Annotated in this window: 15 protein-coding genes and 1 pseudogene; 12 read left to right on the top strand and 4 right to left on the bottom strand. The window is 45.5% G+C overall.

From position 1 onward, the window contains the following. Positions 1 to 56 precede the first annotated feature (56 nt). Both ACKFKH_RS30830 and ACKFKH_RS30825 read right to left on the bottom strand, forming a co-directional pair. A complete protein-coding gene (locus ACKFKH_RS30830) occupies positions 57 to 578 on the bottom strand; it encodes a hypothetical protein (protein ID WP_446862202.1) in 522 nt (173 codons plus the stop codon). A gap of 485 nt (positions 579 to 1,063) precedes the next feature. Beyond that, positions 1,064 to 2,344 (bottom strand): phthiocerol/phthiodiolone dimycocerosyl transferase family protein, encoded by a 1,281-nt coding sequence (locus ACKFKH_RS30825; protein ID WP_446862201.1) that lies wholly within the window; start codon positions 2,342 to 2,344, stop codon positions 1,064 to 1,066. A gap of 547 nt (positions 2,345 to 2,891) precedes the next feature. Here ACKFKH_RS30825 and ACKFKH_RS30820 point away from each other — a divergent pair. The 7 genes from ACKFKH_RS30820 to ACKFKH_RS30790 all read left to right on the top strand — a co-directional run bounded on the left by ACKFKH_RS30820 (position 2,892) and on the right by ACKFKH_RS30790 (position 9,161). Then, positions 2,892 to 3,608 (top strand): hypothetical protein, encoded by a 717-nt coding sequence (locus ACKFKH_RS30820; protein WP_446862200.1) that lies wholly within the window; start codon positions 2,892 to 2,894, stop codon positions 3,606 to 3,608. A 99-nt stretch (positions 3,609 to 3,707) separates the two neighbouring features. After that, positions 3,708 to 4,286, top strand: a complete 579-nt coding sequence (locus tag ACKFKH_RS30815) for a hypothetical protein (RefSeq protein ID WP_446862199.1) — start codon at positions 3,708 to 3,710, stop codon at positions 4,284 to 4,286. 310 nt (positions 4,287 to 4,596) lie between these two features. Beyond that, positions 4,597 to 5,865 (top strand): condensation domain-containing protein, encoded by a 1,269-nt coding sequence (locus tag ACKFKH_RS30810; protein WP_446862198.1) that lies wholly within the window; start codon positions 4,597 to 4,599, stop codon positions 5,863 to 5,865. Positions 5,866 to 6,027: 162 nt separating this feature from the next. Further along, positions 6,028 to 6,282 (top strand): CAP domain-containing protein, encoded by a 255-nt coding sequence (locus tag ACKFKH_RS30805; RefSeq protein WP_446862197.1) that lies wholly within the window; start codon positions 6,028 to 6,030, stop codon positions 6,280 to 6,282. Between the two features lie 38 nt (positions 6,283 to 6,320). Continuing rightward, positions 6,321 to 6,728 (top strand): hypothetical protein, encoded by a 408-nt coding sequence (locus ACKFKH_RS30800; RefSeq protein ID WP_446862196.1) that lies wholly within the window; start codon positions 6,321 to 6,323, stop codon positions 6,726 to 6,728. Positions 6,729 to 6,841: 113 nt separating this feature from the next. Further along, positions 6,842 to 8,011, top strand: a complete 1,170-nt coding sequence (locus ACKFKH_RS30795) for a glycosyl hydrolase family 18 protein (RefSeq protein WP_446862195.1) — start codon at positions 6,842 to 6,844, stop codon at positions 8,009 to 8,011. 151 nt (positions 8,012 to 8,162) lie between these two features. Continuing rightward, the gene (locus ACKFKH_RS30790) at positions 8,163 to 9,161 is read left to right on the top strand and encodes a phosphatidylinositol-specific phospholipase C (protein WP_446862194.1); all 999 of its coding nucleotides are present in this window, start codon (positions 8,163 to 8,165) and stop codon (positions 9,159 to 9,161) included. A 555-nt stretch (positions 9,162 to 9,716) separates the two neighbouring features. Here ACKFKH_RS30790 and ACKFKH_RS30785 read toward each other — a convergent pair. Further along, complete coding sequence (locus tag ACKFKH_RS30785; RefSeq protein WP_446862193.1) at positions 9,717 to 10,175, bottom strand: cupin domain-containing protein; 459 nt, start codon at positions 10,173 to 10,175, stop codon at positions 9,717 to 9,719. 579 nt (positions 10,176 to 10,754) lie between these two features. Between ACKFKH_RS30785 and ACKFKH_RS30780 the strand changes: the two genes are divergently transcribed. The 3 genes and pseudogenes from ACKFKH_RS30780 to ACKFKH_RS30770 all read left to right on the top strand — a co-directional run. Next, the gene (locus ACKFKH_RS30780; RefSeq protein ID WP_446862192.1) at positions 10,755 to 11,150 is read left to right on the top strand and encodes a cupin domain-containing protein; all 396 of its coding nucleotides are present in this window, start codon (positions 10,755 to 10,757) and stop codon (positions 11,148 to 11,150) included. Positions 11,151 to 11,393: 243 nt separating this feature from the next. Next, positions 11,394 to 11,531 (top strand): hypothetical protein, encoded by a 138-nt coding sequence (locus ACKFKH_RS30775; RefSeq protein ID WP_446862191.1) that lies wholly within the window; start codon positions 11,394 to 11,396, stop codon positions 11,529 to 11,531. Between the two features lie 95 nt (positions 11,532 to 11,626). Beyond that, positions 11,627 to 11,764, top strand: a pseudogene (locus tag ACKFKH_RS30770) (hypothetical protein); the annotation flags it as partial. Positions 11,765 to 11,807: 43 nt separating this feature from the next. Here ACKFKH_RS30770 and ACKFKH_RS30765 read toward each other — a convergent pair. Further along, on the bottom strand, positions 11,808 to 11,960 hold the full coding sequence (locus tag ACKFKH_RS30765; RefSeq protein ID WP_446862213.1) for a hypothetical protein: 153 nt from the start codon (positions 11,958 to 11,960) through the stop codon (positions 11,808 to 11,810). Between the two features lie 597 nt (positions 11,961 to 12,557). On the opposite strand from ACKFKH_RS30765, the gene ACKFKH_RS30760 reads away from it, so the two are divergent. After that, positions 12,558 to 13,343, top strand: coding sequence for a DUF928 domain-containing protein (locus tag ACKFKH_RS30760; RefSeq protein ID WP_446862190.1), 786 nt, complete (start codon positions 12,558 to 12,560; stop codon positions 13,341 to 13,343). A gap of 128 nt (positions 13,344 to 13,471) precedes the next feature. After that, a complete protein-coding gene (locus tag ACKFKH_RS30755; protein ID WP_446862189.1) occupies positions 13,472 to 14,917 on the top strand; it encodes a WD40 repeat domain-containing protein in 1,446 nt (481 codons plus the stop codon). The last annotated feature ends 434 nt before the right edge of the window (positions 14,918 to 15,351 follow it).

The raw sequence follows: 15,351 nt of genomic DNA, 5'->3' as shown, positions 1-15,351 counted from the left end.
GGTTCGCATCCAAACAATAGTAGGGGTCAAGACATCTCTAGATTGCCTGTAGTCTTTTACTGTCGAGGTTCTACACGCTGCCCGTTGAAGGTGAATGTCCCTGATATCGGGGCATCTTCTGTAAGCGGATTTGCGGTTAGAGCAAACGTTCTTCCTGTGGTTGCTCCTTGAATTGTTCCGGCTTTTGGATCAAACGTTGCACGGGTATCAGCTCTGGTAATTGAGCCAGGTGATGTCGCTGTTGGGTAATTGAAGTTGAGTACTGTGGAAATCGTCTCTCTGTCTGAGGTACACTTCCAACTGCCCTGTTGATCGCCAAAGGGTTGGGAAATGGGGGGAGCACCAGTACCTTGAATTGAGGCAGTGGTAAAAATGTTGCCATCTTGAGTCAACGTGATTACCCCGCGAAACGAACCCAAATTGCCAACATTTGCCGTATATAGATACGTGCCAGTCGCCGCTCTTTGACAATTTGCTCTAGATTGAGCTGAGGCTTTGTGTACATTCACACTCATTGCAACAGTCAGTGCCAATGAGATACAAATCATTAACGTAGCAAAGGCATTACGAATTCGCATTTCAAAACATCCAATTACAATTACTAAAAAACACGCTTGCAAGCATATCAAGTGGAAGTGGTTAGAGGATTCGGGACTTCTTCGGGCGAAGGACTGCAGTGGTTCGGAAGCTTTACACCTACACATGAGCCTGCAAAACCACCCGCCAGTGCAGCATCAGGTTTGATAAAAGGAGCAGCCAAAAGCACAAAAGACAAAACAGTAATACTTTTCAGAGGGGTCTTTAAGTTTCTCAACATGGTGGAATACCTTTGTCTGTGGATATGAACGAAGGAACTGTTGGTTCCATCTATGTTATTAGTGGGTAGCTAGAACAGCAACTTATGCAAAAATCATTCAGGAATAAAAGATTGTTTGAGCAATGATAGACTGTTGCAAAGACATCCCCCGAAGCCAGATTTTCGAGATCCTTATTTTTTCCCAATCCATTCAACCGATCGCTCAAGCTCTATGCGATGGAGGGAAAGGATGATGAATTCAGCAATCTATTTATTCAAGGACAACTGAGCGTTCTTGATATTAGATTGAGCCAGTACTGCATCCTCTAAATGCTTCACGCCTTCTGCTAGAAAGTTAATGACAGCACGATCGCTCTCGGCACGATCGACATCAGTAGGGGGTGCAAATACAATCGTCAGGGAAAGGCGATCGCCCAAAGTTGAAACTCCCACGACTCGTTCTGGAGCGTTGCCGGACAAAACAGCGGGTGCATAAAGTGCTTCAATCCGAATCTTGTCGTACTGTTGTGGGATCTTAATTAGACCCAGATTTGTCACCACCAGTTGAAACGTAAGTTGTTTCAGGATCTCAGCGAACGCAGTGGTGTCCGGTAAGTCTGCCATTGTTGCTTGCCGAGTTTGGGAATTCTCGACCAGTTGTTCAGCAATATCGGTCTGCAAAAGCTGGGATTTGACCGATCGCGCCACATCCCAAAATGCAGCATTTGGCTCAAGAGAATGAGTCGTCATACAACTATTGACGTAAAGCCCAACCGCATCGGGTATCGGTAAGGAGAGATGCGATCGCACATTCACTGGATGCACACATTGCACTGGATCACTGGATCGAAAGGGTTGTTGCGTCAAGGCAAGCAAGAACGCAGCACTAATCGCAGCGTGTACTGTGGTCTGCTCGACTCGACTGCGCTCAATCAGTTGCTGCGTTAGTTCGGCAGAGAGCATCGCACTGCGAATATGAGGTTGGGGACGACGAGAAATTGTGGTTGAATAATGGGAACCTTCACTCGTTACTTCTGGAGCGGGTACAAGCTGAGGAAATGCTTCTTCCAGCGACAGTGACGCAGACAGGTCTAACGGTTCAAAGGTTTTGCCTTCTAGCGCTTGTACAATATCTCGCAGTAGGTAAATGTTAGACAATGAATCTGAGATCGAGTGATAACAGACCATCATCAGTTCAGATACGTCTCCTGCTTGCAGAACCACGATCCGCAACAAGGGCGCAACTTGCCAATCGAAAGAGTGCATCATCTCCAGTTCGAGTTCTCGTTGCCAGTGCTGATCATCAGTTCTTGCAACCCACCGCACCGGGATTTCGCCATCAGTTTCGACAAACTTCGGTCGTCCGATCTCATCCGTGGCGATGCAGACTCGAAGCATCGGATGGCGGTGCTGAACCTGCTGAAGTGCGATCGCGAGTTGGTTCGGACTAAACTGCCCCTGGAGTTTCGCGACGATCGCAAACTGTAAGGGATGGAGCTGATCCCAGAGCCAAAACCAATGTTCAAATGCACCTAAATACCTTTCCATGAAAGACTCCTGATAAAAGACGGCGAGGCTAATTGATATTCCCACTGTTCAGTAGATGGGTGCTTCCATGTAGAATTTATGCAATGCCTGCATAAATTCCTATCTTTTCAAGGATGCGGAACAATTATTTGAACTTGCGGTTTCTTCGGAGTGGTGCAGAGCGCTAAACGCGGGCATTGCATAACTGATCTACCGCAACACCCACTAGAGCAGTAACACATACACTCTCTAGCACGAAGAAAATCTACAATGTCAACAGAAATATCAACAAGACCTTTCCAGAAATCTACATTTGAGATGCCGCATCAGATGTTCATTCGATGGTGAGCGGTAAAAATTCCGTTCTACTATCTTTTTCTGCCTAATTTAATTTTTGAATACGTCTATTGAGAGTAGATCATTGGTGGACGCGGATTTTTTAGATCTGATCATTGACGCAGAGTTAATTAGCTGGATAGATGCTGTTAACCCATTGTTTATGTAGTGCATAACTGATTGCTAAACGAACCCACTGAATCAAGTAGAGAAAAATTGATTCAGGAGATAAATGAAATCATCCTTAGCACCACTGTCTACACCGACTGCTCAATCCCCAAATTTGATTGATTTACAAGAGGGTTGGTCATTCAAGATTGATGATTATGCGATCGAACACCAAGGAAACGCCGTTATCGATATCGAGGTCAGCTATGACTATGTGAATGGAATCGGTGTCCCCGATCCACTGGAGTATCCTGATTTTGTCCCCATCAACAACTTCATCCAGAACTTCCTCGTTAACTATCCTAATGAAACGGATTTCTGGGAAATTCTCAACAAGAATCTCGTGACATCTCTGCTCACACAACCGATTCCAACGCCCTATGGAGTGGAGTATAAACTCAATGAGCTAGTGGATTCGTTGACCGTTAGGATTGATGTTGAGTCAGGATCAGCAGGGATTAATATTCCTCGTTCTAGTATCGTGACAGGCTCTCCTAAGACGGAGGTGTACGATGACGGGATGGGTTTATGGTCTAAAAATGGGAGTAATTTGGCTCAATCGTCCACAGGAGATCCTTACGACCCACTTCTCCAGTCTTCTCAAGCAACATTGGAGCCTATTACTGTAAATGGATCAATGGGTTTATCGAGTGCTCGATTCTTGCAGGAACAAGGCAGCAGAGGTTCGTTTGGCTATGGGTATAACCGAGGTAACGTCCTTGATACAAACGTCAGTTGGTTCAGCCGAACTCAGCCTGTTTCGGCATTTGCTGATCTGTAAATTACTGCGGAAATAGCACTCCAGATAGCACGGCGCGAACTCACTCTGATTCGCGCCAAATTCTCAAAAAATGCGATCGTCACCTAAGGACTCAATTCTATGAAAAATAAACGAATGAAGTGGTTCCAAAGCCTGTCTAATTCTGGTCGAAATTTGAACGGGTTGAAAGGAGTTGCGGTAGCTTTTCTCTTGTTGACAGTCATGACCATTTTTATGGCATCAGCACAATTGCCTGCACAATTGCCTGCACAACTCTCTAAACCGAACCCTCAAACAAAAACTCAAACAGAGCTGCGAGAAAGATGGGCATTTACGATCGAGAACTACCCGATCGAACATCAAGGAAAAGCCATTGCCGATATTAAGGTCAGCTATGACTACGTTGATGGGATTGGCGTTCCCGATCCGAGCAAATATCCTGACTTTGTGCCGATTAGTAACTTTATCAAGAACTTTATTGTCAACTATCCCAATGAAAAGGACTTCTGGGAAATCCTCAACAAAAATCTCGTCACGGCTCTACTCACACAACCGATTCCGACTCCCTATGGGGTGCAGTATAAGCTCAATGAACTGCTGAATTCAATCACCATTCGGCTCGATGTCCAGTCCGGAGCCGCAGACGTTAAGATGTCCCGCTCTAGCATCGTGACAGGCTTCTCCAGAGATCTCAAATGATGCGGGTTCTTCTATTGACTCTCTTTTGGCAATGTAGTGTTTCTTCAGGTCTGATAAAGGGTGTTTTAGCAATTGAGCATTCCCTTCATCAACCTTAGTTACGCTTAAGTACTCTGAGCGATCGAGCGAACGATGATTTCATTAACACGCTGCGTTGTAAAATCCCTGTTGTATTGAGGCGAAGCTCGCCCGAACAAGTTCAGAGATTGTCTCATAGGCTGTCTGTTATACCTGATTAGGTAGAAGCATCTATGCTCTGAGAACACTAGTTCTTGTTGTGACAGATCTATTAAACGGAAGAACCATAGTAATGGAAAGAGAGTTAGGTGCCTTTGAACATTTATATTGGCTCTACAACCAGTTTCATCCGCTGGATTTTGCCACCGTTGCCAAATTGGAGGGACAATTCAGCGTCGATCAACTTAGGATAGCGCTCAGGCAAGTTCAGCAGCGTCACCCGTTGCTTCGAGTTCGCATCGAAACCGACGCAATGGGATATCCCAAATTTGTTGAAACCGATGCCGAAGTTCCGATTCGACAGGTTGCGAGAACCGATGATCAGCAGTGGCAACAAGAAGTCGCAGGCGAACTATCTCACTCACTAGATTGGCAGACTGCGCCTCTGATCCGGGTTGTGCTGCTGCAATCGGAGACTGAATCAGACCTAATCTTGGTTTGCCATCATACGATCGCGGATGGACTGTCGGCTATCTATCTGATGCGAGATATTATTCAAGGGATGGAGGGCAAACGATTTGAACGATCAGACCTATCTGCGGCAGTCTCGCTCGAATCCGCGCTTCCGGGTAGCGAACCCTACCCAGACAGAATCCCGAAGCCGACGGATTATGTTCCACCCCAGTCTCGTTGTTCTCGCCCCCACATTCGCCCCGTTGTCCTCTCGACTGACCTCACCCAGCAACTGATTAAGCGCAGTCGAACTGAACAGACAACGGTTCATGGTGCGATCAGTGCTGCATTTTTGCTTGCACTCGCCCCGCAAGTTGCCAATCCAATCCGATGTCTCCATCCAGTGAATGTGCGATTCGCTCTGCGAAGCTCCGAAGGATCGAGGTTATCTTTACCGATGCCCGATGGCGTTGGGCTTTACTTCTGCTTTTGTGTGACCTCTCATTCCCTTCAGGCAGGTTCTGAGTTTTGGGAGATTGCGCGATCGCTCAAGTCTCAACTTTCTCAAATTGACATTGCCCAGCAACTGACCGAGGAACGCAAACTTCGACAGCCTATGATATCGCATCTTACCGATGCCGCTGCTTTTATGGCAGAGATGCGATCGCAATATCCCTCTCATCTAACAGTCAGCAATCTGGGTCGCGTTGATATCGCTCAACAGTACGGCAATATTCGGATTGCAGCGCTCTATGCTCCGGTTGCCATGCCCGGTATGGACGAAGGGTTGACCCTTGGTGTCGCAACCTTGGGTAATCGTCTCGCCCTCACGCTGGTCTCTATCTCTCGAATGGATGGAAGCGATCTCTTCGAGTTACCCGCAAGGGGTCGTGCGGCGGCTGACTTGTTATCCAAAGGCGTGAAGCATTTAGAACAGGCAGTGGAATAGCCTCGGATCATTCAGCCCGTAATCAAGTCCCCTGCAAAATTCCTGCATAATCACATTCCAAATGCACCCACTTAACCCTTACCAACCATAGTTTCCAGCTTTCGTTCAATACCACTAAACCTAATTACGGAGACTCTATCATGACAGTCGAAATCTTTACGGATGGTGAAGTTCAACCAATTGAGTCACCAACTGCCGGAGCAACCTCCGTTGGGAGAGCGAGTTCGTAAGGCTGGCTACAACTGGAGTGGAGTTGCAGAAAATATTGCCAAGGGACAGCAAACTCCTGAGCAGGTGATGTCTTCTTGGATGAATTCTCCTGGACATCGAGCAAACCTCCTCGCTCCTCAATATCAGCATCTTGGTGTTGGTTATGCCAATCGGTTCTGGACTCAGGTTTTTGGTCGCCCCGCATAGTTAATTGTCATCACTTTTGAAAGTAGGAAGAATTTCAAATGATCATCCACATTGCGAATGGCGATCCTGTAATTGCAATCGCTCTAATGTCCCTCAGCACCTTCAAAACCACGGCTCTCGTCGCATCATTCCAGAGGATTTCGCTATCTTTTAGCACTGAAGAAGCGGCTCAAGAATTTGTTGAAGAGGCTAAGTCTCTGGGCTGTTCTTACTCAGAACTTGAATCAACCAATGTTGCGATTACGCCTGACTTTGGGGGTAGTGACCCTGCTGCTAAAGCGCTTTTCCGCGCAGTCAGCGCTTACAAAGATAGCTTGATCGCTGTAAGCGAATTTAAGGTAAGCCCTGCCACCAAAGAAGATGAGAACCTGCTGAAAGACGTTGAGCAGTACCTTCAGCAGTATTTTGGTTCAGATGCAGTGACTACAGCCGCTCTAGCCAAATGACAATTTCAGTCGATCGAAAAAGACATGCAAAATTCCTGCATGATCACATTCCAAACGCACCCACTTAATCCTTGCCAACCATAGTTTCATCGGAAACAAGGAGAAAGACCAAAATGGCTTACAAATTCATTACTTACTTCAGCAACTGGGCACAGTACCGCAAAGAAGGGAAATTCTTACCTGAGCAAATTGATCCCTCGCTATTTACACACATTAACTTTGCCTTTGGGATGCTCGGCTTTGTCAGTTGGAGCATCGATCCAGCACCAGAGCGAACCGGAGAACAACGCTATACCGGAGACTACACCGTTCAGCCCGTGGAGTGGAACGACGAAAAAGTGCTGTATCCAGCGTTGCAAGCTTTGAAGCAGAAAAACCCCAATCTCAAAACGCTACTCTCAATTGGTGGCTGGAGTTTTAACACTTGCGATGATACGCCTGAGTCAGCCGGAACAAAATATCCCTACGGGCCCTATACCTGCCAACTATTCAGCAAAATGGCAGCCGATGCGGGTGGCAGGACGCAGTTTATTAAATCTGCGATTGACTATGCCAAAAAGCACGGCTTTGACGGGATTGACCTCGACTGGGAATATCCCGGCGACTCTAAACGAGGGGGTCAAGATGCCGATTATGACAATTACCTAAAACTGCTGCAAGAGTTCCGTCAAACTGCTGGGCAAGGTTTTCTGATCACGATCGCTTCTTCTGCGGTACCCAAAGGCAGCAAAACAGGCGATTCATTCTTTCAATGGATGCGAGAGTGCGGTGAATATTTAGATTGGTTCAACGTCATGTCCTATGACTATCACGGGGCTTTTGACGATCCCAACACAGTCGGAACAGGAGCCAACGCTCCCCTCCTGGAGGATTCCGTACCCGATGGTACTTTTGACATCAAAGATACAGTGGAGTCTTACCTGAAGGCGGATATTCCCTCAGAAAAGATTGTGCTGGGGTTGCCTACCTACGGACGGAGTTATGTTGTTGAAAACCCTGCTGATGCCTTCGGACAACCCTTTAGTGGACCGGGACCCGCAGGACCAGCAACACTCACCCCTGGTATCCTCTCTTACTTTGAAATCCTTGAGAAAATTGATAGTGGCGAACTCGACGTACTGAGGTGGGACGAACCTACTTTAACTCCCTACGCCTACAGCACTAAGACTGGACTCTGGGTGACTTATGACGATGAGAAATCACTCGGTTATAAAGTCAGTTATTTGATTGAAAAAGAGTTGGGAGGTGCAATGGTCTGGGCAGTCGATTTAGACAAGTTTTAACGATCGTTCTGCTGCGCCTGTACAGACTCAATCTTGAGCAATTGGAGACTGTTCCATTCAAGCTGTCATAGCTCGAAATCAGTTGCTCACAACATGAGTTCAATTTGATGTTTTGTTGATCACTACAATCCTAGTTCACGAAGAAAAAATCATGGCTACCAACTTTCCGTTGCATCGCGCGATTAAAAAGATTTTGGATGACCCAAACTCAAGACCAGAAATACCAGGCTTAGAAGAAGACTGGTTGCCTCACAATTGGTTGGCAAGCATCCCAGATAGCAAGAAACTTTCAGAACTGACCATTCCCGGCACACACGACAGTTGTACATACACCTTAAAACCTGGAGAACCAGCAACTCCTATAACTAGAACTCAGCGCTTAACATTGGAACAGCAGTTAAACGCTGGAATCAGGTTTCTTGATATCCGGTGCAGACACATTGAAAATGCCTTTGCCATACATCACGATCGAGTTTACCTACGCTTAAATTTTGATGATGTCCTCAAGGAATGCACAGCTTTTCTAACTGCAAATCAAAGCGAATGTATTGTGATGTCTGTGAAAAATGAACACACAGAGGGAGAGGGTGTTACACGCACATACGAGGCTACTTTTGATTCGTATCTACAAGGTGTCAGCAAGGAGTTTTGGTATTTGGGTGATACTATTCCTAATCTCAAGGATGTTCGTGGAAAAATTGTTTTGCTGCGACGTTTTGGATTAGATGAAAGACCCAATCGTACTGGGACTAAAGGCATAGATGCCTCAGCTTGGCCAGATAACACAACATTCGAGATTAAAAACGAGAAAGTTCGTTTAATAAAGGTGCAAGACCAATACAAGGTTGAATCAATTGTGGTGATAGCAGGTCTGTTTGATGTCAGGGAGAAATGGAACAGAATCAAAGATCTACTTGATGAGGCACAAAAGGACAAAAGCCAAGATCATTGGTACATCAATTTTACAAGTGGCGCTTCTATTGGGGCATACCCTAATGCCGTCGCTGGTCGAATCAATGATAGCGTATCTGCTTACGTTGAGGATAAGTCTCTTTCTAACGTTCGACTTGGCACAATCGTGACAGATTTTCCGGACGACGATGATAAAACTGACATGGTTGACCGGATTATCGGAGTTAACTTTCGCTAAAGGTGTTATGCACTTTCCGCCGAGCTGAAGGTATAACAAGAAAACCCGATTCATCGCCAATATTTACAGGCGGATTTTTTGAGGACGATGAGCCACAGGCTCCGCTTCTGCGTATTTTCATGCAAATGGGGCGTTGAGGTTCAGTGAAAATAGGGTGCCGAAGTTTGTGCAATTTTGCAGCTTTGCTGTCGCATGCATTAACGCTGTTTATTGCCAATACCTTAGTATTACAGTTGCATTTAATCGGAGGACAAAACTGACCTCTTCTTTGTAATAGCGGTTCGATCGCCGCTTTCGTAAATGGTGCATTAAGCGCTATCTAATTCCCCTCCGAATGACTTAACAATAGTGGGTTACGCTAACGCTAATCCACCCTACGAAATCCCACCTGTAAATTTCCGGCGATAAATCATACTTCTTGACGAGACGCGAGCCTTTCATACCTCGACTCATTGCCAATCACCGGATTATTTACAGGTGGATTTTTTGAAAGCGATCTTACTCAAAGACTTCATTGCCGCAGTTGTGTAGTTTGAGTGTCTGCGTAAATTGCGGTCATGCGAAGAGCGTACCCGATCGCTGCAATACAGCCATGTCTTCCTCATCCAGGGCAACCGGGCTGCCGCTCCGAATCAGTTCTGCAAACTCTTCGTTGGGAACCATAATGGTCAGCGTATAGAGACGACCCACCCCTTGATTTTCAATCATATGAGTTCCAGTCGGCGGCACCAGAATACTGTCTCCAGAGCGAATGTCCACCGTCTTGCCGTCGCAGGTGACTCTGCCTTCTCCCTTGAGAACAAAAAACATTTCCACGGCTGTTTGATGCCGATTGGGGGGCGTTTTTCCACCCACATCAAAAATCTCTATGCAGTAGGTCAAAGATAGATGGCTGATCAGCGGATCAAATACGATCGCTAATCGATTCGTTGCTTTTGGACTAATGCGATAAGCCTGATACTCATTCGGTGTTCTGAATAATGGAATGACGCACTTTTTCGTGGCAATGTTCATCGCGGTTTCTCCTTTGAGCATGAACGAGAACGAAGATCTGATCTCATGTCTGCTTCTAAGTTAGAAAGAAGAGCCGCTAAAAAATTCTGAACTTCTTCGGGTAAAGGTTTGAAGAAGTTCGGAAAAGGTCGCCTCAATTCGTTTAAGCATTGCTTCGGGGAGTCAATTTCTCAACACTTCGTATTAAGCAGAACTCGGATTACTTGGATAAGATTTACTCGTGTGGCTCTCTCGGTGCTAGGTTTTTTATGCATCTACAGCGTATAACCGGGAAGCTTTTTTACCGCTTCGATTGTCGTTTAAAACATGCGCTTTAACTGATCGGTGAAATCGGCAATTTTTGTCGATGTCTAATCTGAGTTCTTGAGCTATGATATGCCAGAGATAAACAGGCATTGGTGCAGAGAGACTGCGCGTACGATTCTAGGAATTAGATTGTACAAGATCGAACCCGATGAATATGTCTAAGCACAAGCAGTCATAATACCTAACCGTACTCTATCCAAACTAGCTTCAGTCATAAAGTAGAGGTTGCTGATGACTTTACAACAAAATTCATTCTCGGAACAGCCTAATTCAATGTCAAGTGAGGTCGTAACGATTCGCCCTGATACTGAAATATTGACTCGTCAGCGCTTACCTTACTTTGTTGGCATTTCTAGAAGTACGGTTGGCGCGAAGGGAATTTCGATGAACTTAGTGATTATTCCAGCAGGCGGAACGGCTGAACCACATTTCCACCGCGACTATGAAACTGCGATTTATCTGATTAAAGGGCGGGTCGAAACTCGGTATGGTGAAGGACTCAAACAATCGGTTATCAACGAGGCGGGTGACTTCATCTTTATTCCGCCAGGTGTTCCACATCAACCTCACAATCTCAGTGCGACTGAGCCTGCTCATGCACTCGTGGCGCGAAACGATCCGAACGACCAAGAGAATGTTGTTCTCTACGATCCAACTTCAGGCAAGTAAAGCAGATTCTTTACCTGGCGAGAAACTCTTTTTGCACAAGGGCATGTTTTAAAGCCTTTCGCTTCGTTCACTCCCGTGCAGAATTCCAGGGTACTACTGGCGAATTCGTTATGAGCGATGTCCTGCAAAATAGAACAATAATCGATCGTTTGCCTTGACCAGTTCAGGAAGCTCTGCTTTGAGCAGATTCCGAAGATTCTCTAAACCCGCATCTTGATCTCGCAACAATCGCGTTTGATACCGATGCTGAGTGTCAAGCAGTCTTGCGATCGCTTCAGCCTCATTAACTGTCGAGAACGGCGCTTATTGATGCCCCCATTTCATAGCGAACGAATGCGGACTTATGGTTCAGATATTCTCAGTTTGCTGATATCTGCTTAGGATGAATCCGAGCAACCGATGACTGATGCAGAATTGCATGATGAATTAGTCACATTACTAATTGCAGGGCATGAAAAGACTTCCAGCGCGATCGCTTGGGCACTCTTTACCAGATTCATCGTCATCCCTTGGTTCATCAAACCCTGCAAGCTGAACTTGCCCAATTTCACAAGTTCAACACTCCGGCTTCAGTCGCACAGCTTCCCTATCTCACTGCCGTTTGCAATGAAACACTACGCATCAGCCCAGTGGTGATGCTGACCGTTCCGCGAGAAGTCAGAGAGTCGATCGTCCAATATAGTTACGAGAAGCAAGCGCAGTCAAAGCTAACTCTCCACCCGAACAGCCTCTCGTTGTTCCCGCATTCGATCGACGATTTTTAGGTGCAGGTTTTTGATTACTGTGCTGTTTGCGTTTGTTTTGGCTCATAATCTACTCCTATCATGGGTTGTACGGGTGTAGCTTATTCGCCTGTCCAGTTTTTTGGTTCCACCTCACAGTTCATCTGCGAAATAACCGTACTGTTCATTTGTAAAAAGATGAAGCAGCAGTTTCACATCTGCTAAACAGCCTAGAAAGGCAACATCGCGGTTGTGAAACTGCTTAAATCGACTCAGCATACGTTCAGTTCTACTGTGATTAGTTTTCTAACTATTGAACCATTTAATTCACAGTGAAAGGTGCTTACACTTGAGATTTTTTAAGACTTCAAGGAGCGTCTTATCTAGTACAAGCAAAGAAAATATTCTAGAATTAGCATTGTTACGGCTGTCCTGGTCAAACGGCTACGAGATATCTGCTCTAACCGATCGCGTCTGTTGTGGTTAGGCGGGGTGATCGCACTGTTGACGATCGAACTGTATCAAATAGGTCTGAGTGTTCTCAGTCAAGGGGGATGGCTACCGTTGATTCCAGCCCTATTCGCTGTATTTCTGACTGCAATCGGTCTCATAATTTGTCTGGAATCGCAGCGCAGATCATTGTAAAAGATAGGAGTACCTCTTATCGATTGGGAGTTGGACGATCGTGAGTCATTCTAATCTGATCGGCAACTGCTGGATAATGTCTATTGCGCTAATAGTTGGGCTAACCTCACAGGCTAGTTCATCTGCTCAAATAGTGAGTGATACCGTTCCGGGAGCGCTGCGCGATCGAGTTCCTGATCCTGATTTGGCGATCGCTCAACGTCCACCCGCTCCGCCGCCCAATGACACCCAACCCGGTGGAGGACTCGGTTCTCATGATCCACTGTTGTGCAATTCGCTCAATCAGTCGGTACGAGCATTGCTTCCGGTTGCCAATCCTGTTTTAACCACAACAGATTCTCCAACCTTTTTGTTTTATGTGCCGTTTGCAGCCGAGCAAGTAAAGTTTGGAGAATTCACTCTGCTAACCTGGCCCGGAGAGCAACAGCGCCTCTATCAAGTTCGTTTTACGCTACCGAAAACGCCTGGAATTGTTAGCGTTAAGCTGCCACCTCAGCCTGCACTGCAACAAGGAAAATCTTATCGCTGGTATTTCCAGCTTTACTGTCGAAATGGCACAGGCGCACAGCCTGATTTAACCGTCAACGGCATGGTGCAGCGAGTCGCACTGACTGCCGAACGAGAACGTCAAATCAGGGCTGCCAGACCAGACATTTGGTATGACGCTTTGGCGCAAGTTGCGGCTCAACTCCAGTTATCCCCCCCAAACTCGAAGCTGCGATCGGACTGGCGATCGCTCTTACAAACCATTGACGCTGGGGACTTCGCTCAAGAACCTCTAGTTGGTTCAGTCATTCCTCTGAAAGCTGCTTCCCCACAACAATAGCGTTTTTTTAGCTAAACCAACAGACGCAAACATTAAAACTCTTTTTTTCATCTATGTCATCTACTTTGTCAAGATTAATCTGGTCGTTGATTGGCTTCTGGTATTTTTCACCGTTTCTGAGTCTCAACTTGTTAGATACTGAAAATTCAGTACTTTGGGGAATTGTGATTGTCAGTGCCTTTCTCCTTCTAAGCTCCAGTGGATTACTAATTGTGACTAGTTCTCGACCAACTTGGGCTGTTCGGACGACAGGAGCGATCGTCGGAATGGGAATAATTCTGATCGCAGGATTATCGATTCTGACACCTGGAATTACTCCCAGTGCTGCCGCAGGTAGTCTGTATCTTGCTGCCGGAATTTTGCTTGTAATAACTACCCAAGCTCTTACAAGTGCACGTTCTAATCAACAAAAGCGAAACTTTATGATTTGGGGTGTGCTGATAGTAGCAGAGTTAGTAGGGTTAATTATCTTATTTCACTTTTCTTATTTGGGGCCATTTACTTTATTATCACTACCCTTTATTCCGTTTTTGTTTGCGTCAATCATACCAGATTTAATTTGTATTCTTCGTGCAAACGCACAGTCATTTCTGTTTTTACGATCAGCATTAATACTAGCTCCAATAGTTCTATTTACCTTGATTGTAATATTTTCTGGAAAAACCCTTAATAATGGCGCAATCAACTGGAGTGTACAAGTTATTCAGTTAGGTTTTGCTACTACTGTAGCTGCAATAGTCTGCCAATATTTCCAGAACATTGACTGTGCTAACCAATCTGCTATTGAAGGTAATCAAAGACGCGGTATTACATTCCTGCTAGTGACGATATTAGTGGGTGGACTTATTGGAATACAAGGATACAGTAATTTTCTTAAAGAAGAAGTCGCTCCAGGTGAACGGTTTAGCAGTCTGAAAAGTCCAATCTATTTGCAAAAGATACTATACACAAGGCTTTGGATCAAAACAGTAGCCATCAGTCCAGATGCACAGTTTCTTGCGATCAGTGGAAGTTCTCTGGAGAGAAATGAGAAAGACTTGATCGAACTTTGGAGTCTAGAAACTGGGAAATTCATTCAAAGTTTTTTTGGAGAGTTTCCAGTATTTGCTGGCGATCGCTCCAACGGTTCTGTTCTTATCATGGATTCTGGTAAGAATCTCGTCAAAGTATGGAGTTTAAGAAATAGAGAGCTTCAAATAGAAACTCCGCAGGACAAAGCATTGCTACAAAGTAGAAAAGAAGGACAAATTCAAGCGGTATCTTTACCTTCGTTTGCTTCCCAGAATGGAATTTTCTTAGCTTCCAGTACCGACAATAAGGTGCTGGTAACTGGGCTGACGATAACTAACCTTTCTACAAAAGGTTTAGATAAAAGTTTAAACAATCGGATTCTAGTATGGAATCGTCACAGCGGCAAACTCATTTGTTCTCTTAGTAGTGACAATATTCACCGATCCAATGCTGCTGCACAATTCACAATTGCCCTGAGTTCAGATGGACAAGTCATGGCAAATATTGCTTCACCAAATGGTAAATCAGGAAGGATTTATATTTGGCGGTTACCTAAGCAGTAATGATTTGCTCTGTTTCGAGACTCACACTTGCTGATCAGCAGGTTGTTCAAGACTGTAGTGGTGACCTATGAGGGATACCTGTTTAGTGTTGGGTTTAGTGTTGGGGATGTGACTAAAGAATGAAACAGCTTTTTCCGGCGTTGCTGAATCAGGGGATGAATTGCCCCAAAGCGGCGGGAAACCCAAGGTTCAAAGTCCCTCAATTTTGGGGGATTTAGGGGGCGAAAAGATGAACACTTCCTACGCATTCATCCCTCCAATCAGCAGCGCCCTTTTTCCACCATAGCTTAAAAATTGATTAATCTCTTGCTGGATCAGGAAGCTGATTCTTAAGGTCTTGCAAGGACTGCTCTAATTTAATCGGGTAAACCCCCAGCAGAGCTCTGACTATTACCCATAAGTTCGGCTTTCACTAAACGGGAACAGGACAGGAA

It is taken from the genome of Phormidesmis sp. 146-20, assembly GCF_052939475.1.
The sequence above is the reverse complement of the archived record's forward strand: the minus strand, read 5'-3'. Positions and strand labels throughout refer to the sequence as shown.